General features: G+C 45.9%; 29 protein-coding genes and 1 other annotated feature. Of the genes, 27 read left to right on the top strand and 2 right to left on the bottom strand.

Annotation, left to right across the window (positions count from 1 at the left end):
* The first annotated feature begins 20 nt into the window (after positions 1-20).
* From R8389_RS05840 to R8389_RS05810, 7 genes are all read left to right on the top strand, one after another.
* Entirely contained in the window at positions 21-908 is an 888-nt protein-coding gene (locus R8389_RS05840) for a cation diffusion facilitator family transporter (protein ID WP_317637095.1), read from the top strand.
* 9 nt (positions 909-917) lie between these two features.
* Positions 918-1,094, top strand: a complete 177-nt coding sequence (locus R8389_RS05835; protein ID WP_317637094.1) for a DUF308 domain-containing protein — start codon at positions 918-920, stop codon at positions 1,092-1,094.
* 4 nt (positions 1,095-1,098) lie between these two features.
* Positions 1,099-1,773, top strand: a complete 675-nt coding sequence (locus R8389_RS05830; protein WP_317637093.1) for a 2,3-bisphosphoglycerate-dependent phosphoglycerate mutase — start codon at positions 1,099-1,101, stop codon at positions 1,771-1,773.
* Between the two features lie 102 nt (positions 1,774-1,875).
* A complete protein-coding gene (locus tag R8389_RS05825; RefSeq protein ID WP_317637092.1) occupies positions 1,876-2,811 on the top strand; it encodes an AAA family ATPase in 936 nt (311 codons plus the stop codon).
* A 195-nt stretch (positions 2,812-3,006) separates the two neighbouring features.
* Positions 3,007-4,173: a galactokinase gene (locus R8389_RS05820; protein ID WP_317637091.1), complete on the top strand. Its 1,167-nt coding sequence runs from the start codon at positions 3,007-3,009 to the stop codon at positions 4,171-4,173.
* Positions 4,174-4,186: 13 nt separating this feature from the next.
* Entirely contained in the window at positions 4,187-5,692 is a 1,506-nt protein-coding gene (gene galT / locus R8389_RS05815) for a UDP-glucose--hexose-1-phosphate uridylyltransferase (protein WP_317637090.1), read from the top strand.
* A 27-nt stretch (positions 5,693-5,719) separates the two neighbouring features.
* Entirely contained in the window at positions 5,720-6,013 is a 294-nt protein-coding gene (locus tag R8389_RS05810; RefSeq protein ID WP_317637089.1) for a nucleoside triphosphate pyrophosphohydrolase, read from the top strand.
* Between the two features lie 73 nt (positions 6,014-6,086).
* Here the strand turns inward: R8389_RS05810 and pepC are convergent, their stop codons facing one another.
* Both pepC and R8389_RS05800 read right to left on the bottom strand, forming a co-directional pair.
* Positions 6,087-7,433: an aminopeptidase C gene (gene pepC, locus R8389_RS05805; protein WP_317637088.1), complete on the bottom strand. Its 1,347-nt coding sequence runs from the start codon at positions 7,431-7,433 to the stop codon at positions 6,087-6,089.
* 298 nt (positions 7,434-7,731) lie between these two features.
* Positions 7,732-8,040, bottom strand: coding sequence for a hypothetical protein (locus R8389_RS05800; RefSeq protein WP_317637087.1), 309 nt, complete (start codon positions 8,038-8,040; stop codon positions 7,732-7,734).
* Positions 8,041-8,151: 111 nt separating this feature from the next.
* Here R8389_RS05800 and R8389_RS05795 point away from each other — a divergent pair, with 111 nt between their 5' ends.
* The 20 genes from R8389_RS05795 to rplJ all read left to right on the top strand — a co-directional run bounded on the left by R8389_RS05795 (position 8,152) and on the right by rplJ (position 23,872).
* The gene (locus tag R8389_RS05795; RefSeq protein WP_317637086.1) at positions 8,152-8,703 is read left to right on the top strand and encodes a dCTP deaminase/dUTPase family protein; all 552 of its coding nucleotides are present in this window, start codon (positions 8,152-8,154) and stop codon (positions 8,701-8,703) included.
* On the top strand, positions 8,704-10,080 hold the full coding sequence (radA, locus tag R8389_RS05790) for a DNA repair protein RadA (protein WP_317637085.1): 1,377 nt from the start codon (positions 8,704-8,706) through the stop codon (positions 10,078-10,080).
* A gap of 76 nt (positions 10,081-10,156) precedes the next feature.
* A complete protein-coding gene (gltX, locus tag R8389_RS05785; RefSeq protein WP_317637084.1) occupies positions 10,157-11,662 on the top strand; it encodes a glutamate--tRNA ligase in 1,506 nt (501 codons plus the stop codon).
* A 161-nt stretch (positions 11,663-11,823) separates the two neighbouring features.
* Positions 11,824-13,251, top strand: a complete 1,428-nt coding sequence (gene cysS / locus R8389_RS05780) for a cysteine--tRNA ligase (RefSeq protein ID WP_317637083.1) — start codon at positions 11,824-11,826, stop codon at positions 13,249-13,251.
* Between the two features lie 10 nt (positions 13,252-13,261).
* The gene (locus R8389_RS05775; RefSeq protein ID WP_425604670.1) at positions 13,262-13,687 is read left to right on the top strand and encodes a Mini-ribonuclease 3; all 426 of its coding nucleotides are present in this window, start codon (positions 13,262-13,264) and stop codon (positions 13,685-13,687) included.
* Positions 13,674-14,426 carry a 23S rRNA (guanosine(2251)-2'-O)-methyltransferase RlmB gene (gene rlmB, locus R8389_RS05770; RefSeq protein ID WP_317637081.1) on the top strand — a complete coding sequence of 251 codons (753 nt, stop codon included), beginning with the start codon at positions 13,674-13,676 and terminating at the stop codon, positions 14,424-14,426. The genes R8389_RS05775 and rlmB overlap by 14 nt, the downstream gene beginning before the upstream one ends.
* Before the next feature lie 192 nt (positions 14,427-14,618).
* Entirely contained in the window at positions 14,619-15,194 is a 576-nt protein-coding gene (locus R8389_RS05765; protein ID WP_317637080.1) for a sigma-70 RNA polymerase sigma factor region 4 domain-containing protein, read from the top strand.
* A gap of 76 nt (positions 15,195-15,270) precedes the next feature.
* The gene (locus tag R8389_RS05760; RefSeq protein WP_317637079.1) at positions 15,271-15,486 is read left to right on the top strand and encodes a P8 family protein; all 216 of its coding nucleotides are present in this window, start codon (positions 15,271-15,273) and stop codon (positions 15,484-15,486) included.
* Between the two features lie 168 nt (positions 15,487-15,654).
* Positions 15,655-15,804: a 50S ribosomal protein L33 gene (rpmG, locus tag R8389_RS05755; RefSeq protein WP_317637078.1), complete on the top strand. Its 150-nt coding sequence runs from the start codon at positions 15,655-15,657 to the stop codon at positions 15,802-15,804.
* Between the two features lie 5 nt (positions 15,805-15,809).
* Entirely contained in the window at positions 15,810-15,980 is a 171-nt protein-coding gene (secE, locus tag R8389_RS05750) for a preprotein translocase subunit SecE (protein WP_317637077.1), read from the top strand.
* 101 nt (positions 15,981-16,081) lie between these two features.
* Positions 16,082-16,630: a transcription termination/antitermination protein NusG gene (gene nusG, locus R8389_RS05745; protein WP_317637076.1), complete on the top strand. Its 549-nt coding sequence runs from the start codon at positions 16,082-16,084 to the stop codon at positions 16,628-16,630.
* Positions 16,631-16,755: 125 nt separating this feature from the next.
* Positions 16,756-17,181 carry a 50S ribosomal protein L11 gene (gene rplK / locus R8389_RS05740; protein ID WP_317637075.1) on the top strand — a complete coding sequence of 142 codons (426 nt, stop codon included), beginning with the start codon at positions 16,756-16,758 and terminating at the stop codon, positions 17,179-17,181.
* 72 nt (positions 17,182-17,253) lie between these two features.
* Entirely contained in the window at positions 17,254-17,946 is a 693-nt protein-coding gene (gene rplA / locus R8389_RS05735; RefSeq protein ID WP_317637074.1) for a 50S ribosomal protein L1, read from the top strand.
* A gap of 204 nt (positions 17,947-18,150) precedes the next feature.
* Positions 18,151-19,017, top strand: a complete 867-nt coding sequence (locus tag R8389_RS05730; RefSeq protein WP_317637073.1) for a phosphate ABC transporter substrate-binding protein — start codon at positions 18,151-18,153, stop codon at positions 19,015-19,017.
* A gap of 1 nt (position 19,018) precedes the next feature.
* The gene (gene pstC / locus R8389_RS05725) at positions 19,019-20,011 is read left to right on the top strand and encodes a phosphate ABC transporter permease subunit PstC (RefSeq protein ID WP_317637072.1); all 993 of its coding nucleotides are present in this window, start codon (positions 19,019-19,021) and stop codon (positions 20,009-20,011) included.
* 6 nt (positions 20,012-20,017) lie between these two features.
* Positions 20,018-20,911 carry a phosphate ABC transporter permease PstA gene (pstA, locus tag R8389_RS05720; RefSeq protein ID WP_317637071.1) on the top strand — a complete coding sequence of 298 codons (894 nt, stop codon included), beginning with the start codon at positions 20,018-20,020 and terminating at the stop codon, positions 20,909-20,911.
* Positions 20,912-20,920: 9 nt separating this feature from the next.
* Positions 20,921-21,718, top strand: coding sequence for a phosphate ABC transporter ATP-binding protein PstB (gene pstB, locus R8389_RS05715; RefSeq protein ID WP_317637070.1), 798 nt, complete (start codon positions 20,921-20,923; stop codon positions 21,716-21,718).
* A 12-nt stretch (positions 21,719-21,730) separates the two neighbouring features.
* Positions 21,731-22,486, top strand: coding sequence for a phosphate ABC transporter ATP-binding protein PstB (pstB, locus tag R8389_RS05710; protein ID WP_317637069.1), 756 nt, complete (start codon positions 21,731-21,733; stop codon positions 22,484-22,486).
* 14 nt (positions 22,487-22,500) lie between these two features.
* Positions 22,501-23,169, top strand: a complete 669-nt coding sequence (phoU, locus tag R8389_RS05705) for a phosphate signaling complex protein PhoU (RefSeq protein WP_317637068.1) — start codon at positions 22,501-22,503, stop codon at positions 23,167-23,169.
* 29 nt (positions 23,170-23,198) lie between these two features.
* Positions 23,199-23,321, top strand: a sequence feature (ribosomal protein L10 leader region).
* A 41-nt stretch (positions 23,322-23,362) separates the two neighbouring features.
* Entirely contained in the window at positions 23,363-23,872 is a 510-nt protein-coding gene (gene rplJ, locus R8389_RS05700; protein ID WP_317637067.1) for a 50S ribosomal protein L10, read from the top strand.
* Positions 23,873-23,904: the final 32 nt, after the last annotated feature.

Below are 23,904 nucleotides of genomic sequence, written 5' to 3'. Positions count from 1 at the left end.
AATTTTGGAAGGAAAACAAAATGAAAGATCACACGACCAGGCGCTATGCCTTTGTTACAGCGCTAAATGTTCTTATTACGGTTGCTGAATTTATTGGGGGCTTTGTTTCAGGCTCCTTGTCGCTGCTGTCTGATGCAGTTCATAATTTGAGTGATGTCGGAGCCATTATTATTTCATTTGTGGCACACCTGATTAGTAATCGTCGTAGCAATCAAAAGAAAACCTTTGGTTATGACCGGGCGGAGACGCTAGCGGCTTTTACTAACGGGGTTATTTTAATCCTGATTAGTGTTGCGCTCTTTATTGAAGCGCTTGAGCGCTTTTGGGAGCCCACCGAGATTAGTGGTGGCATTATGTTAGTGGTATCCGTTATTGGTCTACTGGCAAATCTGCTTTCAATGTTGGTAATGCACCAAGCGGGCAGCGATAATCTGAATGTTCGGTCTACCTTTATTCACATGTTGAGCGATGCTCTTTCTAGTGTTGCCGTTGTTATTGGGGCCATTTTTATTTATTTTTGGCACATTACCTGGATTGATCCAGTAATGACAATGTTAGTGTCAGTCTTTGTCTTCCGAGAAGCCTGCATTTTAACCGGTAAGGCAGCTGATGTCCTAATGGAGTCTAATCCGGACATCGATCTAGACCAGGTGAATCAACTTGTGCTGTCTTACTCCGAAATCAAGAATATTCACCATGTGCACGTGTGGCGTTATAGTGACCGCTATGTCATGTTAGATGCCCACGTTAACGTGAATGCTGACTTGACTGCAGGCGAATTTGAGGCGTTAACCCAGGCAATCGCACAAAAACTTGAACGCTTCGGCATTAATCACATCAACTTTCAAGTAGAATGCGAGCGGGGCAAGAATGACCAGATGATTACTTCTGAACGGTCGCAAGAATAGGAATAGGAAATGAATCTTAAAATTAATCTGGTTACGGCAATTATCGTCCTTATTGTAGGCCTATATGACCTAGCCTATGGCTATAATCGGCGCAACCACAACCGAGGCAGTAAACCATTTATGCTATTGGGAACATTGTTTACCATTGCTGGCATCGGAATGCTAATTGCCTACTGGTTAGGTTAATAAGATGCCTAAGTTAGTACTAATTAGGCATGGCGAGAGTATCGCCAATTTTTCTAATGTGTATACGGGTTGGAACGATGTCGAATTGACTGCCCGGGGAATTAGGCAAGCTCAAACAGCAGGCGAACTCATTGCCGGCCTCAGTGACTTTGAGCCCACTTGTATCCATACCTCTGTTTTAAAGAGAGCGATTATGACGGCCAATATTGTGGCAGCAGCCAGTGATTTCTTGTACGTGCCCATCATGAAGACTTGGCGACTGAATGAACGCCATTACGGCAAACTACGTGGTCTCAATAAGGAAGCTTCACGTGTGATTTTTGGTGAAGAGCAGGTTTTGGAATGGCGACGGGGCTTTTATGCGATTCCGCCTGCCGGTGAACCAGTCAGTGGACGAGCATATCACAATTATGATATGCCTAGCTTGCCCAGAGCTGAGAGCTTGTACCAGACGCAACAACGCCTCTTACCATATTACCAAGACTGCGTGGCCAATAGATTGTTGCAGGGTGAAGACCAATTAATTGTGGCTCATGGTTCCAGTCTGCGTGCTTTGATCAAAAAGTTAGAAAAAATCAGTGACACCGCCATCGTGCAAGTGGAAGTACCCAATGCAGAGCCGCTTGTTTATACCATGGACCAGCAGTTACGGCTGGTTAACCGGGAAATTCTGCACTAATTTTGCTTTGCATACTATTTCAGGTTAAGGAATTATTCAGATATGTGGTAAAATTTATTACGATATCAATTTAATTTTACATTCTTAGTTTGGAGTAAAGGTATGCGTAAAATATTTTTATTAAGAGGCGCACCCGGCTCCGGAAAATCTTCTTTCATTGCCCGTCATCACTTACAGCCATATGCGATTAGCCGTGATCAGATTAGATTATTGTTGGCCAATTTAACCTATTATTATGAAGAAGAATCCGATAGCCTACACCAAGTTGTGCCCCGTTATGCTAACGAGCAAACGGAACGCTTGGTAGACAGCCTGGTTGAAGCAAAGATGAAGCGAGGTGAAACGGTCATTGTTGACAGCACCCATATTTCCGCGGAGAGTATTGACCATTACCAGCCCTGGGTCGAACAATACCGTTATGAAGCCTTCATTGTTGACCTGATGTACCACAAGACCCTGAATAACTTGCTCAATCGCAATGAAATTCGCCGGCAGTACGATTGGGTCAAGCCAGAAGTGATTAGGGAGATGTACCTAGCTTACCAAGAGAATCAGCAGGTTCCCGAGTGGGCACACGTGATTAATCCCAACCAGTTGAGCCGGGCGTTATCACAGCGGGAAAGTAATTTAGATCACTTTGCCCATGTGTTTGCGGTGCCTGACCAGGTACCGGAGGAAGATTTCCCTCATGTTCATATTTCCAATTTTTACTTTTCTTTTAATGATCAGTTTACGGAAAGGTACGGGACATACCGCAACGTGGTAACAATCGGTAAGACCAGCACGGAAATTATCGACAACTTCCGCTTGCCGTACTTTGTATTTAAGTTTCATCATAAACACTTTCTCATTTCGGCTTATCCGGTGCGCAATGAAGTCTTTGATCCCATTAAGAAGGTCAAGGGTGTGTGGACTTATTCAACTGGATTAGTTAACTTGGCCGACTTTGCCCTGGACTATCCCCAGAGTAGGCCACAACACGTGCATCAATTCAACTTAAGCAAGTTACAACCAGATCGGCTCTTGCACATCTGGTAGCTGCTTAGCAAAATAAGAGCTCAATTCACAACTTTGGTGGATTGAGCTCTTATTGTATTACTGGTAATTTTGGACTAGCGAAAGTCTTTATTGCGCTAATAATGGTAAAAAGTTAGCTGTCGTGCAAGCAAAAAAACGGTATAATTGAGGTGTAATCGCTTTTATTAGTGTTTTTTAAGAAAAAGAGTGATGATAATGCAAATTGCAGATATACAAGCAGGATTTAAGCAAATTTACCAGGAGCTGCCAAGTGGGTATTACTTTGCTCCCGGTCGAATCAACCTAATTGGTGAGCACACGGATTATAACGGCGGTCATGTTTTTCCTTGTGCAATCTCGCTTGGCTTGTATGGTGCCGCTAGTCCGCGTGTAGACCGCAAGTTTAGGCTTTATTCCACCAGTTTTGTCCAAGCTGGGGTAATTGAGGTTGACCTGGACCAGTTACGCTATGTTAAGGAAGACGGTTGGGCCAACTATGCCAAGGGGATGATTCACTTTCTACTTGCAAGTGGCTACCAGCTTGATCATGGATTGAACGTTTATGTTGATGGTAATATCCCGGATGGTGCCGGTTTATCTTCATCGGCTGCTTTAGAAATGTTGGTCGGAACCATGATTGAAGACCAGTTCCACTTGTCGATTGATCACCTTACCATGGTCAAGCTCGGCGTTAAAACCGAAAACGACTTTATCGGGGTTAACTCTGGCGTTATGGATCAATTCGCCGTTGAATTGAGTCAAAAGAATCATGCAATTTTGCTCAATGCAGAGACTCTAGATTATGATCTGGTTCCACTTGACTTGCAGGATAACCTAATTGTCATTATGAACACTAACAAGCGCCGGGAGTTAGCTGACTCTAAGTACAATGAACGCCGCAGTGAGTGTGACCAGGCGCTACATTGGTTGCAGGGGCAGCTTGAGATTAAGTCGCTTGGCGACTTAGACACTACAACGCTGGACGAGTACAGCTACTTGCTGCCGCAAGCAAATTTGCTTAAGCGTAGCCGGCATGCCGTCTGGGAAAACCAACGGACGCTACTTGCTAAAGCGGCCTTGCAAAATGGAGACTTGGTTCGGTTCGGCCACTTGCTCAACGCCTCGCACGTTTCGCTTGAAGCTGACTACGAAGTAACCGGAAAGGAACTTGACACGTTGGTTCACGCGGCCTGGGACCAAGCTGGGACTTTGGGTGCCCGCATGACCGGAGCCGGATTTGGTGGTTGTGCGATTGCTCTAGTTAAGCGAGACCAGGTCGCCGCCTTTAAGGACAATGTAGCTGAACGCTATGAACGTGAAATCGGCTATGCACCGTCGTTTTATCTAGCAGAAACAGCAGATGGAGCGAAAGTTTTACAGTAATTAGGGAATCAAGATGGCTGAGTCAAATTTAGTTGAAAAATTTATTACACAAGTTATTGCCAATAGTGATTACGAGGACCTGGACCGAATTTATCTGCGCAACCGGGTGCTGGCGCTAGTGGGGGATAGTGCTAGAGCGGTGACCACCAGCAGTCAAAAACTACTGGACCTGCAAGTAGAATTGGTTAACGCAACTCAAGACAACGGAAGCTGCCAGCAGGGTAGCGCCGCTCGTGATCGGGTGGCGACCCAGCTAATGGAGCTAATTGTTCCTCGTCCTAGTAAGGTTAACCGCGACTTTTGGCAGACCTACCAGGAATCACCTGAACGAGCAATTGCTGATTTTTACCAACTTAGTATACGCAGTGACTACATCAAGACGCAAGCGATTGCCAAAAACATTTACTTTACTGCAACGACTAAGTATGGTGACTTAGAAATTACGATCAACCTGTCTAAGCCCGAGAAGGACCCTAAGGAAATTGCGGCTGCTCGTGATGCCAAGCAAGCAGGCTATCCACTTTGTCAGCTGTGCATGGAAAATGAGGGTTATTTGGGCCGCCTTAATTATCCAGCCCGGCGCAACCACCGTATTATTCGCTTTCGGCTAAACGACCAAGTTTGGGGCTTTCAATATTCTCCCTACGCCTATTTTAATGAACACTGTATCTTTTTGTCTGCTAAACATGAAAAGATGCACATTGGGCGGCGGACTTTTAGCTCGTTACTGGATATTATTGCACAGTTTCCCGGTTATTTTGCTGGTAGCAATGCTGATTTGCCAATTGTCGGTGGTTCCATTCTGGCTCATGAACACTACCAGGGTGGCCGGCACCAGTTTGCAATGGAACAAGCACCGGTGACCACTAAGCTGCACTTTGCCGGCTTTGATCAAGTGCAGGCGGGGATTGTCGACTGGCCGCTGGCAGTAATTCGGTTGCGTGCGCGTGACCAGGCACAACTAGTAAATTTAGCTACCAAAATCACCACGGTGTGGCGTGAGTATGATGATGAACGAGTTGCTGTCCGGGCCACCACTAATGGCGTGCAGCACCACACAGTAACGCCGATTGCTCGGCGCCGCGGTCATGATTTTGAATTGGACTTGGTACTCCGCGATAACCAGACTTCCCCAGCATACCCGGATGGCATCTTTCATCCGCACCCAGATGTCCAGCACATTAAAAAAGAAAACATTGGTCTGATTGAGGTCATGGGTCTGGCTATTCTTCCGCCGCGCTTGAAACCCGAGCTAGAGGAAGTCAAAAAGTTTTTGCTAGATGAGCCGAATCAGGTGGCACCAATGCATCTGCCCTGGGCGCAGCAAATTAGGGCAAGGCAGCGAATAAATGCAGATAATGTCGATCAGATCTTGCGCGCGGAATTAGGTCAGATCTTTGCGCGGGTACTTGAAGATGCTGGGGTCTTCAAGCGGACGCAAGCGGGGCAGACAGCCTTTATGCGTTTTGTCCAAAAAGTCGGACTAGCTGAGCAGTCCGCATCGCCTAGTGACGACTAGCCAAATTTCAAAAAGAGGATAATAAAAATGGAGAAATTAGTACGAGACAAAATTCCTGAGTTAGCTAAGGCTGCAAGTTTTCGCCAACTAAGCGAGGAAGAGATTGAACCAGCCCTAAAAAAGAAGTTGCTTGAAGAAACTAATGAAGTTCTTGAGGCGCAGACGGAAGACAACTTGCTTGAAGAGTTAGGGGATGTCTATGAGGTACTTGTAGCCTACCTGAACTTCAAGGGGATTAGCCGGGCAGATTTTCTCAAACTGGTTGAAAAAAAGCGCTCATCAAATGGTGGTTTTACTGAATTTTGGTCGATGAAACAGTAAGTACGGGGGCGAGCTAGTTAGTAGGCACCAAAAAAGCGTTGATTTTCTCAACGCTTTTCTTGATTTGTAATTTTTACTTAAAAGCTAAAGCACCCATTGGGTCCCAAGGAAGCAGTTCGATTGGCTGCTTGGCGCCTGCGACAAAGTCCTTCTTCAGGTCTTCAGGCAGGAACTGCTGGTTGATTACGGCTTGATAGACAAAGGCGTCAAACCAGGCATCGCTCATCACGAAGTAGCCCTTAAAACCAGGCTTTTCACCCCAAGAGTTCTCAATCTTCCACTTGGTTGGCTGACCATCAACCAAGTCAACCCCGGTAATGACCATCGCGTGATCCATCATGCTTTCGCCTGAATCAAGTCTTTCGGCCTTGGACATTGAAAAGTCAACATCGAAGAGTTCGTCGCGCTTGTAAATGTTGGTGTCAAGCAATCCAAGTTGCCGCTCGGAATCTTTACCCACGTTTGAACCAAACCAAACCACCTCGCCAGCCCTGAGCTGCTTGATGATTAACTCCTTCATCTCGTCAATCTTCAAGTTGAGGTGGCGTACTTGCCGGCCACCAACCACGTTGCCTAGATATTCAACGGAGAAGACCTTGTGGTACGGCTTGTCTGCAGTTGGTGAATTAATGATAGAAACATGGTCTTCCAAGTTCATGCCCACGTACTTGTCAAAGAAGGCCTTCGGCGTGAGGCCGGCTTCGCGATGGTAGTTGCCATCGTCATCCTTATATTCGAAGTCAAAGTTCTTAGGAGGCACACCAAGAGAAATTGCTAAAATCCGGAAAACATCGTTTAAAAACTCGTTCTTGCGCGCCTCAACTTCATCCTGAGACTTGCCGGAATTAACCAAGTCGCGTAGCACCAGACCAGCTTTGCGCAAAAGCGTATTGAGCGTATCATTTAAGGCGCTGGAATTAGTGGCATTAGCTGTTTCTGGATAAACTGACTTAGGCACAATTCCATATTTTTCAATTAGGCCGCAGAGCATGTCCCACTGGCCACCATCTTGCTGCGGAGTGGCGAACAGGAAGCTGACCTTACGGTCACCCAGTGGCTTGTCTGCAGAAGCAATCACGTTTTCGAAGAACCAATTAGACTTTTCGAACTTGTCCCAGAAGTTGGTGTAGTTCTGCGATAATTCAAAATCTTTCACCTTGTATTCTTTTTGCAGTGGGTGACGCATGGTATTGAGCGCAGAGAACATCCAGCAACGGCCTGATTGTTGCTGGTTGGATGGCTTACCCGTTTCGATTTCAATTGAAAAGGTTGGGGTTAAGTCAATCTTGGCTTGTAAGTTTTGGCTCGCCTTGTAAATGCCGTTTTCTTGGGCAGCATGGCTAGCAATGTTAAAGCCAGCATGCTTAGCCAGGTCGGCAGTATAATTGGCTATTGCATCATTAGTAATTTCTTTAGTCATCTTGTTTCCTCCTTGAGATAATTAACTACTATTTTAGCTTATCAAGGCTTACTAGTCTATCACGCACAACTAACTTTTTTGATCACATGGTGTCTGGAGACAGCCAAAAGTAAAGCAGCACCGCCAAAAACAAGATTAGCATAGTTGCACCTAGATAAGCTAACCAGTTCTTTTGATGGTGGCGGCCCAGAATTAAAAAGGTCAAGCCAATTATTCAAAAGATAAAATAAAAAACTGAAAAGCCCATCGTTGCCCTCCTGAATAGCAATTATTGATTTTAAGTTAGTTATTTTGCGGTCTAGTCAAACTGACCAGCCGGTTTGTGGTACCAAATTTTATCAAATTGGGGATGTTCTTTGAAGTAGTCAATGACCAGGGGATCAAGTGGCCAGACCAACAGGTGAGACTGCTGGGCAATCGTCTGGACAACGTTCAGTTGTTCACTAAGAACTTGCTTGTGGTTGGCACTTGGATTAATGAAAAAGTGATTCATGATCCAAACCGGCCCATCCTGGCGTTCAAGTCGGTCCATTGTCCAGCGGCAAATTAATACTTCATCATCATAAACTTCACAAAATTGGTGGGGATCATCAAGATTAAACATCATTTTTTCCTTTTCGAAATAAATTTAGCTTTTGTCGTAGTTAATTATAGTTGATTTTCTATCAAAGCTGCAATTTAATGTAAAATAATATTAGATAAACTTAAGGGAGAAAAAATGACGAGAATACGCGGCTTTGAAATTGTATCTAAATATCGGGATGAAAATATCACGCTGCCCAGGCGCCAGACCATTGCCAGCGCGGGCTATGATCTCGCAGCAGCTGTGGATATGGAGATTCCGAGTATCTGGCGGCTTAACTTTGTGCGGATTTTTAGGATTATTAGGAATGGCCACCAATTATATGAATCGGACTATCAGCAGGCTGAAGCAATTTTGAAACCATTCTTAGTTCCCACGGGCGTCAAGGCATACATGCCTGAGGATGAAGTCTTAATTTTGGCTAATCGGTCCTCTAATACCTTTAGGCGCAACTTAAGTCTGCCCAATGGCATTGGCGTAGTTGATGCTGACTACTACAATAATCCTGATAACGAGGGCGAACTTTTTGCCCAACTACTGAATTACGGTGTCAGAACAATTAAAATTCATCAGGGTGATCGGATTGCTCAAGGTATCTTTGTGCAATACCGCAAGACTGACGATGACCAGCCAGTTAGCCGGGAACGGCTGAGTGGTTTCGGTTCAACTAACAAGAAGGAGAGTTAAATGGCCAAGCTTAAAACCAAGTACAAGTGCCGCTCATGTGGCTATATCTCGGCCAGCTACCTCGGCCGCTGTCCTAACTGCGGTGCTTGGAACCAGTTTGAAAAAGAGACAGAGGCCGTTGCGAACCGGTCGAGCAAGGGCAGCCCTAGTCGCCTAATTAAGAAGACGGGCGTAAGTGAACCAGTCAAGCTAGAAGATGTGAAAGCAGAAAAAGAAGAACGCATTCAGACCTCGATGGGCGAGCTAAACCGAGTCTTAGGTGGTGGTATCGTGCCCGGCTCGCTGGTTTTGGTGGGCGGAGATCCCGGTATTGGCAAGTCTACCTTGATGCTGCAGATTATGAGTGACTTGTCGACCAAGCACAAAGTGCTATATGTTTCGGGCGAAGAGTCAGCCAATCAGATTAAGCTGCGCGCCAGCCGGCTGGGTCTTGAAGCTAGTGATATGTTGCTCTATCCTGAAACGGACATGGAGGATATTCGGCAACAGATTGAGGAGCTGCAGCCAGATTTTGTGGTAATCGATTCGATTCAAACAATGAATGAGCCTAGTCTGGACTCGATGACGGGCTCGGCTTCGCAGGTACGTGAAGTTACCAGTGAACTGATGAAAATGGCCAAGCTGGATGCCATTACAATCTTTGTCATTGGACACGTCACCAAGGAAGGGGCCATTGCAGGGCCGAAGATTCTAGAACACATGGTGGATACGGTACTCTACTTTGAGGGTGATGAACACCATGCTTATCGTATCCTGCATTCGGTTAAGAATCGTTTTGGGGCGGCCAATGAAATTGGGATGTTTGAGATGGTTCACCAGGGGCTGCAGGAGGTTACCAATCCATCAGCCATCTTTCTAGATGAGCGTTTGCCGCAGTCAACGGGGTCGGCGATTGTTGTTTCTTTAGAAGGGACGCGGCCCATCCTGGCGGAAATCCAAGCGTTAGTTACGCCGACCGCCTTTGGCTATGCCAAGCGTACTACCTCTGGGCTCGACTACAACCGGGCCGCGCTGCTGCTTGCGGTTTTGGAGAAGCGGGGCAATCTCATGCTACAAAACCAAGACGTCTATTTGACCGCTACTGGTGGTATTCGCTTGGGCGAGCCAGCGGTTGATTTGGCGGTGGTGATGGCCATCGCTTCCAGTTATAAAAACCAAGAAATCTCACCGACTGATTGCTTTGTCGGTGAAGTGGGCTTGACCGGTGAGGTTCGCCGTGTCAACCAGGTGGATTCCCGCATTAAGGAGGCCGCTAAGACCGGTTTCAAACGAATTTTCATTCCTAAGCACAACATGCGGGCCAGTCTTACGCAGCTGGGGATCGAGGTAATTCCGGTGGCAAGCATTCCGCAGGCGCTGAAACTGGTTTTGGGCTAAGGATCCATTGAACTTTTCCCGGTTTACGGGTAAACTTATATTGATTTAACGATACTATTTGAAAGAGGCATGAACTTTGGCAAAACAAAAGATTAGGGTAAGGTATGCCCCAAGTCCTACGGGACATTTACACATTGGTAACGCACGGACTGCGCTATTTAATTACTTATTTGCGCGACACAATAAGGGTACTTTTGTCTTAAGAATTGAAGATACCGACCAGAAGCGTAATATTGCAGGTGGTTCTAAGTCACAGATGGATAACCTGCACTGGTTGGGTATTGATTGGGACGAGGGTCCAGACCAGGGCGGCGACTATGGCCCCTACCGGCAATCAGAACGCAAGGATATTTACCAAAAGTATATCCAACAACTGCTCGACGAGGGTAAGGCCTACTATTCCTACAAGACCGAAGAGGAACTAGAGGAACAGCGTGAGGAGCAGCGCATGATGGGGATTGCGCCCCACTATACCTATGAGTATGAAGGCCTAACTGCTGCTGAAATTGCTGAAAAGCAGGCCCAGGCCCAGGCTGCAGGCTTAAAGCCAGTGGTTCGGATTCATATTCCTGAAATGGAGACCTACGCCTGGGAGGATATTGTTAAGGGGCATTTGAGTTTTGAGTCTGACACTATTGGCGGCGACTTTGTCATTCAAAAGCGCGACGGGATGCCGACCTATAACTTTGCGGTCGTAGTAGACGACCACTTGATGGCAATCACGCACGTTTTGCGCGGGGATGATCATGTGTCGAACACGCCTAAGCAATTAGCGGTTTATGAAGCACTTGGCTGGGAGCCACCCAAGTTTGGTCATATGACTTTGATTATCAACGCTGAGACGGGCAAGAAGCTATCCAAGCGCGAACAGGACGAGTCTATCCTCCAGTTTATTGAGCAGTACAGGGCAATGGGCTACCTTCCAGAAGCAATGTTTAACTTCATTACCCTGCTTGGATGGTCACCGGTGGGTGAAAGTGAAATCTATAGTCAGCGCGACTTGATTAAGCAATTTGACCCCGAGCGCCTTTCTAAGTCACCTGCTGCCTTTGACCGTAAAAAGCTGGAATGGATTAACAACCAGTACATCAAGCAGGCTGATCGTGATACCCTACTTGACTTAGCTCTTGGTAACCTACAAGAGGCTGGCCTGATTGAGACTAGTCCAAGCCCAGAAAAAATGGAGTGGGTTCGTCAACTAGTTAACATCTATGCGGTGCAGATGTCTTATACCAAGCAAATTGTTGATTTGGCTCAGATTTTCTTTGCTGCACCAAAAGCTCTAAGTGCTGAAGAAATGGACGAAATCCGCCAGGATGAGGCTAGACCAGTGATTGAAGAATTTAAGCAGCAGATTGACCTGCTGCCGCGTTTCACGTCTGCCCAGATTATGAATGCAGTTCAAGCCACCCGTAAAGTCACAGGCATCAAGGGTAGACGCCTCTTCATGCCGATTAGAATTGCGACTACCAGATCAATGGTTGGACCTGGCATTGGTGAAGCAATGGAACTGCTGGGCAAGGATAGGGTGCACGAGCACTTGGACTTGACCTTGCAGCAAATGAGTGAGAACGGATTATAAACCAAAAAACGTTGAGGAAGTGAATTACTCAACGTTTTTAAATGTTGGCGGGAGTAAAGTAAGAAGGCACAAGGACTGACTTATTGGTAGTGCTTGACTAGAATCTGGGCTGGTTTCTGGTAAAATGAAGATAAAAGTTAAGCTAGAAAGGTTAAAAAGCCGTGAAAATTTACAATACTCTGACCAAGACCAAGGAAGAATTTCGGCCGCTTAAGCCGGGGCAAATAACAATGTACGTCTGCGGCCCTACCGTTTATAACTACATTCACATCGGTAATGCTCGGAGTGCGATTGCCTTTGACACCATTCGGCGCTACTTTGAATACCGGGGGTACCAGGTTAACTATGTGTCCAACTTTACTGATGTTGATGATAAGATGATTAACGCAGCGCGTGCTGAGGGTATTACTGTAGCTGCTCTGGCTGAGCGCTATATTGCGGCCTACAAGGCAGATACGGCCGCCTTGAATGTGAAACCGGCAACTTTGAATCCGCGTGCTACGCATGAGATTTCCGCAATTATTGACTTCATTGCCGAACTGATCAATAAGGGCTACGCCTATGAAGCAGGCGGTGATGTCTATTACCATACTAAAAAATTTGCTCATTATGGTGAATTAAGCAGTCAGAATATTGCCGAACTGGAAGAGGGGGCTTCAGACCACCTGAATGATGACGAGCAGCAACGCAAGGAGGATCCAATTGACTTTGCCTTGTGGAAAGGGCAGAAGCAGTCTGATGAGCTTGCTTGGGATTCACCCTGGGGTAAGGGGCGGCCCGGCTGGCATATTGAGTGTTCCGTGATGTCCACCAAGTATTTAGGTGACACGATTGACATTCATGGCGGCGGACAAGACTTAGAATTTCCTCACCATGAAAACGAAATTGCCCAAAGTGAGGCCGCTACCGGCAAGAAGTTTGTTCATTATTGGATGCATAACGGTTTTGTTACGGTTGGTGCAGACCAAGAGAAGATGTCTAAGTCACTGGGTAACTTTGTGACCGTGCATGACCTGTTGAAGACAACGGATCCCCAAACCTTACGCTTTTTTATGGCTAGTGTGCAGTACCGGCGCCAGATTAACTACTCTAGTCAAAACTTGACGCAGGCCCAAAATATTTTGCAGCGGTTTAAGCACACCTTGGTCAATGTTGATTTCCGTTTAAAGGATACCAGTTCAAGTGTGGCGTCGGCAGCACTCAGTCAGAAGTTGGAACAAACTGAGCAGAAATTTGTTGCAGCAATGGATGATGACCTTAATGTGCAAAATGCCTTAGCCGCAATTTATGAACTATTACCTGAGCTCAACGCCAACAGTGCGGCTGAACAGGCTGACAAGACTACCCTAAGACAGGCGCGCGGACGGTTGACAGCATGGCTGGCAATTTTTGGGATTGAGGCCGATCAGTTAACGGCTGAGACTGACTCAACCGACGAAGATGCAGCGGTCATCCAGCTGGTTAAGGAGCGTGATCAAGCACGCAAGAACCGGGATTGGGCTAAAAGTGATGAATTGCGCGAACAATTGCAAAAAATGGGGATTACGGTAGAGGACACCCCGCTGGGAACAAGGTGGAGACGTGACTAAAAACACAGAAATGATTGAAAAGGCGGTCAATCCAGCTACGTTGAACGGCCAAACGCTGGCATATTTGGGGGATGCGGTATACGAAATTGCGATTCGGCGGCACTTAATTAAATGCGGGGTGGTTAAGCCTCAGGTGCTGCAACGCCGTGCTACTCACTATGTCTCAGCGAAGGCGCAGGCGTCGCTTATTACTAAACTCCAAGCGGAGCATTTACTGGAGGCAGGCGAGCTGGCGACTTTTCGCCGGGGCCGCAATTCCAAAAGCCACACCAAGGCCAAAAACACCAGTCTAGCAACCTATCAGCTGTCGACCGGCTTTGAGGCGGTCTGGGGTTATCTAGAGTTGTTGGGAAAGCATGAACGGATTCATGAATTAACTGAGTGGTGCATTAAAACCGTAGAGAATGGTGGTATTGATAATTATGAGTTCAAGTGAGCGCGACTTTGTGTTTGGTAAACATGCGGGTTTGGATTTTTTAAAAACGCAAGATGCTGGACGTATTAACAAAGTTTTTTTGCAACAGGGTGTCCAAGAGAGTTTTGCTAAAGAAGTGTATGGCTTAGCTAAAGATAAAGGGCTGATTATACAGACCGTACCGAAGAACAAGCTTGATCGGCTAGTAGCTGGGGGCAATCATCAAGGCTTAGTCTTGGCAGTTGCAAGTTTTGAATATGCGGAACTGACCGCTCTCTTAGCTGAGTTCGACCAGAGGGCTGAGGATCCCTTCTTGTTAATGCTGGATTCAATTGAGGATCCCCACAACTTAGGATCAATTTTGAGGACGGCGGATGCCACTGGCGTGGCTGCTGTAATCATTCCCAAGCGTCATGCAACTGGCCTTACTTCAGTGGTTGCCAAGACGTCGACGGGCGCTATTGACCATGTTCCTGTTGCTCGCGTCGGCAACTTGGTGCAGACAAGTCAACTGCTAAAGAAGCGGGGCTACTGGCTATTTGGTACAGACATGGATGGTACAGACTATCGCAGGTGGGATAGTAAGGGCAAGACAGTTCTGGTGATTGGCAATGAAGGCAAGGGTATTTCCCGGCTACTCAAGGAGCAGATGGATCAGATGTTAACTCTACCCATGGTAGGCCACGTGCAGTCGTTGAATGCGAGTGTTGCTACGGGAGTTTTGCTTTATCAGATGCTAAATAGCCGTAATCCGCTTTAAGCAAAAGTCAAAAAGATTCTGGGCAGTTAGCCCAGAATCTTTTTTTGCTACAAGTAATTTATCAGCGAGCAGGAGCTGCTTCGAGTTTAAGGTGCGTTAGCCAATTTTCGGACAAAATAAACAATGGTTCGATAGCTGGCAGCAACTTATTTTCATAATCTTCATTTTACCAGTTAGATGAAGGAGCAGCACATGCAAAAATACGAACAAACCAAAAAACGTGAAGATAAGTTGATTCTCCAAACTAAGGCGGGCGACGATGATGCCCTGAAAAAGCTGTATTACTTGTATCAGCCGCTAATCAACAGTGTTAAGCAGAAGTACCACGTGCGCGATTATGATAGTCAGGATTGGGATCAAGAGGCGTTGATCATCTGCCACCAGTCAGCCATAAATTACGATTGCCAGCGCGGCCGCTTCAGTAGTTATTATAAAACTCGGTTAACCAACCACGCTAAATCCCTAGTCAGATACAATACGGCATATCGGCGCCGTGCGCTGCTACAGTCGGTATCGCTGGAAACAGCCCAAGAAAATGGCCTCGGACCGCTACACCGCGACCAGGTGTCCGAATCTCAAGTACCACTAACCGAGAGTCTGACGGAAGTGGTTGCTAATTTGTCCAACTTGGAAATGAATGCCTTGTTGGTAACCCTAGGGATGGCTAGCCCAGAAGACGTTATTGAGCTCCTAGCGGTTGATCACAAGGCCCTTGGCCGGGCGCGTTCACGTTTATTACAAAAAATGCGCGCTACCTTGTTAAAATAGTGTTTTTTAAGCAGTGGGCAAACTAAATAGCGTTACAATAAAACTAGTAAAAGAAAAAATTCAGGAGGTAGTTAAAATGGCAGAAGAGATGAAGACAGCATTACTTGACCGGCACATGAAAGAAGTGTTTGACTGGAGTGATGCCGATATTCCAGTTAGAGATGCTCTGTGGGATTATTTTATGGAAGAAAATGGCCACGATACCATTAAGACTGAAGAAACGATGTTACCGGTTCTAAATTATTCAGACGATCAGCTTAAAGCCTTGATCGAAGAAAAACTTAAGAAGTAAGTCAAGTCCAAGACACTGACGCAGTGTTTTACTTGGATTGACCACCAACTCAGGGCGGCAGCTACTCGGATAGAGTAGCTGCCTTTGTTTTCTTCTTGAAGAATCTGGCTTATTTTCTTGTTTAAAAAGTTGTTTTTTGCTAGAATACAGTAGTTTGGAAGTGAGATTATGGCAGTGAAAAAAGCATCCTTAGCCTGCAGCGTTTGCGGCTCGCGTAATTACTCGATCACCGCAAGCACCAATCGCACGAAGCGGCTTGAACTGAACAAGTTTTGCAAGCATTGCGGCAAAAAGACCCTACATAAAGAAACGAGGTAAGGATAATGATTAAGTTTTTTAAGAGCGTTGGTAAAGAGATGCGCCTGGTAACCTGGCCATCAGCTAAGCAAAACCGGCATGACACGGGAATCGTAATTGTAACCTCAATTCTCTTTGCCTCGTATCTAGGTTTGCTTGACCTACTCTTTGGCAAGTTGACGCAATTATTTATGTAAGTAGCAAAGATGCGCTACTTGTGATAGAATAATGATAATTAAAGAAGACCTCTGACGTGGAGGTTTTTTTGTTTGCCAAAACTAAAGGAGAATTCATCGTAATGGTTGAAACAGCTAAGAAGCAATGGTTTGTACTTCATACTTATTCAGGTTATGAAGATAAGGTTAAGTCCGACTTGCTGTCACGTGCACAAAGTATGGGGATGCAAGACTACATTTTTCGGGTGATGGTCCCGGAACAAGAAAAAATTGAAAAGGTCAATGATAAGAAGAAAAAGGTCGAGGAAAAAGTTTTCCCAGGTTATGTGTTGGTGGAGATGGTCATGACCGACGAGAGCTGGTTCGTTGTCCGTAACACACCTAATGTTACGGGTTTTGTTGGCTCTCACGGGGGTGGTTCTAAGCCGTCCCCACTACTTGAAGAAGAAGTAAATCGGCTCTTGCGTCAGCAAGGTGAGCCGGCTAAGCGGCCGCAGATTGACTTTGAAGTCGGAGAGACGGTAACAATTACCGATGGTGCCTTTAACGGGGTTGAGGGTAAGATTACCGAAGTCCAAGCCGACCGCTACAAGCTCTTTGTCCTGGTTGATATGTTCGGCCGGGAAACCACTACTGAACTTGACTACGACCAGGTTAAGAAGATTAGTTAAAGTTGGGCAAGTAATTGCAAAAGTAGGTAAACGATGGTACGATATTAAAGTACTTTTATTATTGTGGGAGGAAAATAGGTTAGTTTTCCATTTTAACCACGCACGGAATCAAGGAGGTTTTGACCGTGGCAAAGAAAGTTATTAACGTTGTCAAATTACAAATACCAGCTGGTGCAGCAACACCTGCACCCCCAGTTGGTCCTGCTTTAGGTCAGGCGGGAATTAACATTGTAGGTTTTACCAAGGACTTCAATGCTAGAACTGCTGACCAAAAAGGCATGATTATTCCTGTAGTCATCACGGTTTATGAAGATCGTTCATTCGAATTTATAACTAAGACTCCACCAGCTCCAGTTCTTTTGAAGCAAGCTGCCAAGATTGATAAGGCGTCCGGTGAACCGAACACCAAGAAGGTTGGTAAGGTTACCAAGGCTCAGGTTAAGGAAATTGCGGAAACCAAGATGCAAGACCTTAACGCTGCTGATGTCGAGGCTGCTATGCGGATGATCGAAGGTACTGCTAGAAGCATGGGTATCGAAGTCGAAGACTAATCCTGTTATTTATAACAATTTAGGTGGGAGAGCCGGCGTGCTCGTTTGACCACATATTAAGGAGGAAATCACATGCCAAAGCATGGTAAAAAATATTTAGAAGCTGCTAAAAAAGTAGACTCAAAGAAGTTATATTCGGTTGCCGAAGCAATGAAGTTGGTTAAAGAGACTTCATATGCAGGCTTTGATGCTTCAGTTGAAGTTTCATACAATTTGAGCGTTGACCCTAAGCAAGCTGATCAACAAATTCGGGGTTCACTGGTCTTGCCAAACGGTACCGGTAGAACTCAAAAGGTAGTTGTTTTTGCTGAAGGTGCTCAAGCTGAAGAAGCTAAGGCAGCGGGTGCTGATGAAGTTGGTTCAGATGACCTGGTAGAAAAGATTCAAAACGGTTACTTGGACTTTGACGTTGTTGTTGCAACACCAACGATGATGGCTAAAGTTGGTCGTTTGGGTCGGGTACTGGGACCAAAAGGCTTAATGCCAAACCCTAAGACTGGTACTGTGACCATGGATATTGCCAAGGCCGTTGAAAATGTTAAGGCTGGTCAGGTTGAATACCGAGTTGACCGGCAAGCTGCCATCCACGCTGCTATTGGTAAGGTTTCATTCACTGATGAGCAACTGGTTGAGAACTTTGACGCCCTGCGCGATGTTATTCTGCGGGCTCGTCCATCAGCTGCTAAGGGGCAATATGTTAAGAGTGTGGCTGTTGCCGCAACTTTTGGCCCAGGGATTAAGCTGGACCCATTGAACTTAGACTAATAAGTAAATAATCTTGTTGGCTACGGCTGATAAAATAAATCCTGTTGGTAGAGATGATTCTATCAGCAGGATTTTTTATGTTAAACAGCTTTAAATATTGCAAGCTAGTCCCTTGGGTTTTATCTTCAAAGAATTTATGGTTTAACGAGGGGGCAAGATTTGGTAAACTATAACTAATTTAATTGTCTAATTGAGGAATTTTGAATGCGGAAAAATAATTTGGTCAAACTTTTGGCTGTCATCGTGGTTGTGCCGCTTTTTTTAGTTGGTTGCAGTAAGAACCAAGAAAAGATTACTATTGTTGGTTCAAGTGCTTTGCAGCCCTTAATTGAACAAGCTGGAAATGATTACCACTTGGCCCACATGAGCAGTAATATTGTCGTGCAGGGCGGCGGTTCTGGTACTGGACTCAGCCAGGTACAGGCCGGCGCAGTTGAAGTGGGCACGTCTGACGTTTTTGCTGCTACCCAGAAGGGGATTGATGCAGCAGAGCTCAAGGATTACCCGGTGGCCGTGGTGGGGATTGTCCCGATTGCTAATAAGGGGGTCGGGGTTAAGGACCTGTCGACCCAGCAGCTAGCAGCGATTTTTACCGGTAAAGTAAAAAATTGGCGTCAAGTTGGCGGAAAAAACTTGCCAATTATTGTCATTAACCGTTCCCGGGGCAGTGGTACCAGAACAACCTTTGAAGATCTTATCTTGTCGGGCAAGGAAGCGGTTAATTCCCAAGAACAAGATTCTAATGGCACCGTCAAAAAGATTGTCAGCACCACCCCAGGTACAATTTCTTATATTTCTTTTCCCTATGCTAATGATCAAAACATTCAAAAATTGAGTTTGAACGGTGTTCGACCAGATAATCAGAATATTCCCGCTAATAAGTGGCCCCTCTGGTCATATGAACATATGTATACTAAGGGCAAGCCAAACAAGGCAACGGCGGCCTTCATCAAGTACGTCTTGGGCAAGAAGGTGCAACAGGATCTGGTACCGAAGATTGGTTATCTCAGCATCCACGAGATGAAAGTTGCGCGTGACAGTCAAAATAACATTACGCAGATAGGTAAGTAAGATGGGAAAAAAGAAACAAGATTTGCAAAAAGTGGTCGAAAAGGCAATTGCCCAGCAAAAGGTACCACACGTCAAGTTCAAGGGTATTGACCCTCAGGATATTGATATTGCACGCTTAACCAAGCCATCTAAGGAAACGCGGCAAGAGCGTTGGGGCAAAGGGTTAACCCTGTTGGCAATTGGCTTAATTGGGATTTTGATTGTTGCCATTATTGGCTTTGTCGGCTTGCGGGGGTTGGCCACCTTTTTTGCTGATAGGGTAAATGTCTTTCATTTTCTCTTTACGACTGATTGGAACCCAAGTGCTGGTAAAGAACACGTAGGAGCAGCTGCCATGATTGTCACCTCTTTTGCAGTGACCCTGCTAGCAGCGCTTTTAGCTACGCCATTTTCTATTGCGGTAGCGCTTTTTATGACCGAATATGAATCGGGCCGGAAAGTGCGCCTCTTGCAATCTGTGATGGAACTACTAGTTGGTATTCCGTCAGTGGTATATGGTTTCTTGGGCTTAACCGTTATTGTTCCGGCCGTCAGGAAAATTTTTGGTGGTACCGGTTTTGGTATTTTAACGGCCACACTGATTTTATTTGTAATGGTCTTACCGACAATTACCTCGCTCACGGTTGATGCTTTCAAGGCTGTTCCCAAAGAATTGCGGAAATCTTCAGCCGCTCTTGGCGCAACGCAGTGGCAGACTATTTTTCACGTTGTCTTACGGGCTGCCCGAGCACGGATTATGACCGCAGTCATCTTTGGCATGGCGCGGGCCTTTGGCGAGGCTCTGGCTGTGCAGATGGCAATTGGTAATGCAGTCTTAATGCCAGCTAATTTGGTCAGTCCAGCTGCTACCTTAACTAGTCAGTTGACTAGTCAAATGGGAAACACCGTCATGGGCACCCTGCCTAATAATGCACTGTGGTCTTTGGCCCTGTTGTTACTTGTCATGTCTCTGGTGTTCAACTTTTTAGTACACTTGATTGGAAAGAAGAGTTAAAGGCCTATGAATTCAAAAAAAACTAACCGGATTGCTACGGGCGTCATTTATTTTCTGGTGGGCATTGTTATTCTGCTATTGGTTGGAATCATTGGCAATATTCTCATTTCAGGCTTGCCCCACCTGTCCTGGCACTTCCTGACCGCGACAGCCTCTTCTTTTGAAGCAGGCGGCGGTGTCCGCGACCAACTTTTTAACTCGCTGTACTTGTTGCTACTCACTTTGCTAATCTCTTTTCCGATTGCACTGGGCGCGGCCATCTACTTGGCTGAATATGCTGGTGACACCTGGTTGACGCAGTTGATCAGAACTACCATTGAAATTCTGAGTTCGCTACCATCAATTGTCGTCGGACTATTTGGCTACCTGTTATTTGTAGTTCAATTCGGTCTCGGCTTTTCTATTATTGCGGGCGCGTTAGCACTGACCTTCTTCAACCTACCAATCTTGACTAGTAACATTGAAGAAGCAATCAAGGGCGTGCCTCAGACCCAGCGTGAGGCTGGCTGGGCGCTAGGTCTTTCTAATTGGAAGACTATCCGAGGCATTGTTCTGCCAGCAGCTCTTCCTGGCATTATCACGGGCGTAATTTTAAGCGCCGGCCGCGTCTTTGGTGAAGCGGCGGCTCTGATTTATACTGCTGGTCAGAGTGGGTCGACCGTCGACTATTCCAACTGGAACCCGTTTAGTCCGACCAGCTTTTTAAACGTGATGCGGCCAGCCGAAACATTGGCAGTGCATATCTGGAAGGTTAATACGGAAGGCATTATTCCAGATGTTAACCTTGTTTCAGCCGCCACTTCGGCCTTACTGGTAATTGTGGTAATTATGTTTAACTTTGGCGCACGCGCCCTGGGCAACTGGCTTTACCGCCGGTTAACCGCGGCTAAGATTAAATAAGGAAGTCATATGGATAATTTAGAGCAAGCACGGCATATTAAGACCTTCAGCGAAGATGACTGTGCGATTTATACGCAAGATTTGTCGGTTTTCTACGGTGGTACTATCCAAAAATTATTTGAGGTTAGCTTAGGTTTTAAGAAAAACACTATTACTGCCCTCATCGGGGCATCGGGTTCAGGGAAGTCAACTTTCTTGCGGTCACTCAATCGGATGAATGACCGGGTTGCCCGGGTCGATGGTCAGATCATGTTTCATGACCTTAATGTCAACCAGAAAAAGGTCAATGTCTATGAACTACGCAAGGCAATTGGGATGGTCTTTCAAAAGCCCAATCCTTTTCCTAAGTCAATCAGGGAGAATATTGTTTATGCGCTGAAGGCCAATGGTCAGCAGGACAAGCAAAAATTAGACCAGATTGTTGAGGAGAGTTTGCGGGCCGCCGCCCTCTGGGATGAGGTTAAAGACAAGCTTGACCAGAGTGCATTAGCCCTATCGGGTGGTCAACAGCAGCGTCTGTGCATTGCTCGGGCAATTGCACTCAAGCCGGAAGTTTTGCTGTTAGATGAGCCGGCCAGTGCCCTTGATCCGGTTTCAACGGCTAAACTGGAGGACACCTTGAAGCAGTTGCGTAAGAAGTACACGATGGTTATGGTAACCCACAACATGCAGCAGGCCTCACGAATTAGTGAGTATACTGCCTTCTTCCACTTAGGGCACGCCCTTGAATATGACACTACTACCAATATTTTTACCAATCCTCAAGGTGAAATCACGGAGAAGTACATTCAGGGTAGTTTTGGATAAAGGAGCAGCAAGATGACAAATGTGATGGAAGCCGAAAACGTTAAATTAAATTACGGTAAGTATGAAGCACTACATGGAATTACCCTTGCTTTTCCCGACCGGAAGTTGACGGCTTTAATTGGACCTTCCGGCTGTGGTAAGTCGACTTTTCTGCGCTGCCTTAACCGCATGAACGACGATATTGACAACATCAAGATCAGGGGCAGGATTACGCTGGAAGGTAAAAATATTTATGATCATCACCTGGACTTAGTTGCTCTGCGTAAACGGGTCGGGATGGTCTTTCAGCAACCGACGCCATTTCCTTTTTCGGTTTATGACAATGTAGCCTATGGACTGCGTGTGGCTGGCGTTAGGGACAAGGACCTGATCGATCAACGGGTGGAAGAGAGCCTGAAGCAGGCCGCCATCTGGGAAGAAACGAAGGATAACTTGCAACGGAATGCCATGGCCTTTTCTGGCGGCCAGCAGCAGCGTATCTGTATTGCTCGAGCCCTCGCAATTAGACCCGAAGTGGTGCTACTTGATGAACCAACTTCGGCCCTTGACCCGATTTCCAGTGCCGAAATTGAGGAAACTTTGACCGGCCTAAAGCAGAAATACACTTTTATTATGGTGACACACAATCTGCAGCAGGCTAGCCGGGTAGCCGACCAAGTGGCCTTTTTGATGGACGGTAATCTGATTGAAGTGGGAACAACAGAAGAGATGTTTATGGCACCTAAAAAAGAAATTACTAGTAATTATCTTAATGGTCGCTTTGGATAGAGTAGAGGTGGATTATGCACGAAATATTTTTAGATGAATTAAAGAAGTTAAATACCCGGTTTATGGAATTAGGGGTCTTGGTCAATGACCTAATTGACAAAGGGACGCGCTCGTTTGTCGACCACGATAAAAAGATTGCCCAAGAAATGATTGCCGAAGACAAGGAAGTTGCCAAAGAGGCGATTAAGATTGAAAAAAAGGCCCTGTCGCTAATGGCTTTGCAGCAACCGGTCGCCACTGACTTTCGGGTTGTGATTAGTATCTTGAAGGCAACTACGGACTTAGAACGGATTGGCGAGAATGCCAACAGTATTGCCGTTGAAACGGTTAGGGTGAAGGGTAATCCGCGGATCGCTGACGTAGAGACCATTATTTCGCAAATGACGCACCAGGTACGTACGATGCTGATCCAGGTTTTGACCGCTTATGTTCAAGAAGACGAACAGACGGCTCGAGCAATGGTCAGTGGCCACCAGGAAGTGTATGCGGACTATAAAAAAGCGCGCAAATTGATTATTGATGGTGTAGAAAAAGACCCCAATGCTGCGGTCGCCTCAGCCAGTTATTTTGTCATTATCCGGCTGCTAGAGAGAATTAGCGACCACATCGTCAATATTGCTAGTTGGGTTATTTACAAGACCTCAGGGGAATTATTTGAACTGATGGAAAGTGGTAAGAAATAACTTGCATTTGGGCGCTTGCCCTGCTATAGTTAATTAAGTAAATTCTACCTAAGACTCGGGTGGCGTAAGCCTTAATTTCCCGCCGAGGCCAGAAGATAATGAAGATATTAATCCTCCATGTCTTGCTTGGCATGGAGTTTTTTTAGGCCTAATGGAATTTATTAACAAATTTAATTAGTGGAGGTGAATTTGATTGAGTAAAGCTGCTATTGCTGAAAAAGAAAAACTCGTTGATGCGATTGCTGAAGAACTTAAGGCTGCCAAGGCCGTTTTGGTAATTAACTACCTTGGGTTAACGGTTGAAGAAGTAACTAACATGCGTAAGGAACTTCGTGATAACGATGTCAAGATGAAGGTTATCAAGAACACATACCTTAGACGTGCTGCTGCTAAAGCTGGCATGGAAGGTCTTAATGATACTTTTGTTGGTCCGACTGCTGTTATCTATACTGATAATGCAGAAGACGTTACTGAACCAGCCCGGATTGTTTCTAAATACGAGGATGATTTCGACGTTCTTGAAATTAAGGGTGGTATGCTGGAAGGTAAGGTAACTTCGAAAGAAGAAATCAAATCTCTTGCCGCTATCCCTGGACGCGAAGGCCTGCTGTCAATGCTTATTTCTGTATTGCAAGCACCTGTTCGCAACGTCGCATATGCTGTTAAAGCTGTTGCTGATTCAAAAGATGAAGCTGCAGAATAAGAACTATAATTTTGAATATTAAATTTCGGAGG

This window comes from Lactobacillus xylocopicola, from assembly GCF_033096005.1.
Lineage (GTDB): Bacteria > Bacillota > Bacilli > Lactobacillales > Lactobacillaceae > Lactobacillus > Lactobacillus xylocopicola.
Note: the sequence above shows the minus strand (reverse complement) of the source record. Positions and strands in the feature narration are given on the sequence as shown.

Excerpts from the sequence above, each read along its gene's own strand:
- R8389_RS05760 (WP_317637079.1), top strand. The coding sequence starts at position 15,271 with ATGGCAGAAGAGATGAAGACAGCATTACTTGACCGGCACATGAAAGAA.
- rpmG (WP_317637078.1), top strand. The coding sequence starts at position 15,655 with ATGGCAGTGAAAAAAGCATCCTTAGCCTGCAGCGTTTGCGGCTCGCGT.
- pepC (WP_317637088.1), bottom strand. The coding sequence starts at position 7,433 with ATGACTAAAGAAATTACTAATGATGCAATAGCCAATTATACTGCCGAC.
- galT (WP_317637090.1), top strand. The coding sequence starts at position 4,187 with ATGGCTGAGTCAAATTTAGTTGAAAAATTTATTACACAAGTTATTGCC.
- R8389_RS05810 (WP_317637089.1), top strand. The coding sequence starts at position 5,720 with ATGGAGAAATTAGTACGAGACAAAATTCCTGAGTTAGCTAAGGCTGCA.
- R8389_RS05840 (WP_317637095.1), top strand. The coding sequence starts at position 21 with ATGAAAGATCACACGACCAGGCGCTATGCCTTTGTTACAGCGCTAAAT.
- R8389_RS05820 (WP_317637091.1), top strand. The coding sequence starts at position 3,007 with ATGCAAATTGCAGATATACAAGCAGGATTTAAGCAAATTTACCAGGAG.
- R8389_RS05825 (WP_317637092.1), top strand. The coding sequence starts at position 1,876 with ATGCGTAAAATATTTTTATTAAGAGGCGCACCCGGCTCCGGAAAATCT.
- R8389_RS05765 (WP_317637080.1), top strand. The coding sequence starts at position 14,619 with ATGCAAAAATACGAACAAACCAAAAAACGTGAAGATAAGTTGATTCTC.
- R8389_RS05730 (WP_317637073.1), top strand. The coding sequence starts at position 18,151 with ATGCGGAAAAATAATTTGGTCAAACTTTTGGCTGTCATCGTGGTTGTG.
- rplA (WP_317637074.1), top strand. The coding sequence starts at position 17,254 with ATGCCAAAGCATGGTAAAAAATATTTAGAAGCTGCTAAAAAAGTAGAC.
- R8389_RS05775 (WP_425604670.1), top strand. The coding sequence starts at position 13,262 with ATGATTGAAAAGGCGGTCAATCCAGCTACGTTGAACGGCCAAACGCTG.
- pstB (WP_317637069.1), top strand. The coding sequence starts at position 21,731 with ATGACAAATGTGATGGAAGCCGAAAACGTTAAATTAAATTACGGTAAG.
- rlmB (WP_317637081.1), top strand. The coding sequence starts at position 13,674 with ATGAGTTCAAGTGAGCGCGACTTTGTGTTTGGTAAACATGCGGGTTTG.
- R8389_RS05835 (WP_317637094.1), top strand. The coding sequence starts at position 918 with ATGAATCTTAAAATTAATCTGGTTACGGCAATTATCGTCCTTATTGTA.
- nusG (WP_317637076.1), top strand. The coding sequence starts at position 16,082 with ATGGTTGAAACAGCTAAGAAGCAATGGTTTGTACTTCATACTTATTCA.
- pstB (WP_317637070.1), top strand. The coding sequence starts at position 20,921 with ATGGATAATTTAGAGCAAGCACGGCATATTAAGACCTTCAGCGAAGAT.
- R8389_RS05830 (WP_317637093.1), top strand. The coding sequence starts at position 1,099 with ATGCCTAAGTTAGTACTAATTAGGCATGGCGAGAGTATCGCCAATTTT.
- phoU (WP_317637068.1), top strand. The coding sequence starts at position 22,501 with ATGCACGAAATATTTTTAGATGAATTAAAGAAGTTAAATACCCGGTTT.
- pstA (WP_317637071.1), top strand. The coding sequence starts at position 20,018 with ATGAATTCAAAAAAAACTAACCGGATTGCTACGGGCGTCATTTATTTT.
- pstC (WP_317637072.1), top strand. The coding sequence starts at position 19,019 with ATGGGAAAAAAGAAACAAGATTTGCAAAAAGTGGTCGAAAAGGCAATT.
- R8389_RS05795 (WP_317637086.1), top strand. The coding sequence starts at position 8,152 with ATGACGAGAATACGCGGCTTTGAAATTGTATCTAAATATCGGGATGAA.
- secE (WP_317637077.1), top strand. The coding sequence starts at position 15,810 with ATGATTAAGTTTTTTAAGAGCGTTGGTAAAGAGATGCGCCTGGTAACC.
- R8389_RS05800 (WP_317637087.1), bottom strand. The coding sequence starts at position 8,040 with ATGATGTTTAATCTTGATGATCCCCACCAATTTTGTGAAGTTTATGAT.
- radA (WP_317637085.1), top strand. The coding sequence starts at position 8,704 with ATGGCCAAGCTTAAAACCAAGTACAAGTGCCGCTCATGTGGCTATATC.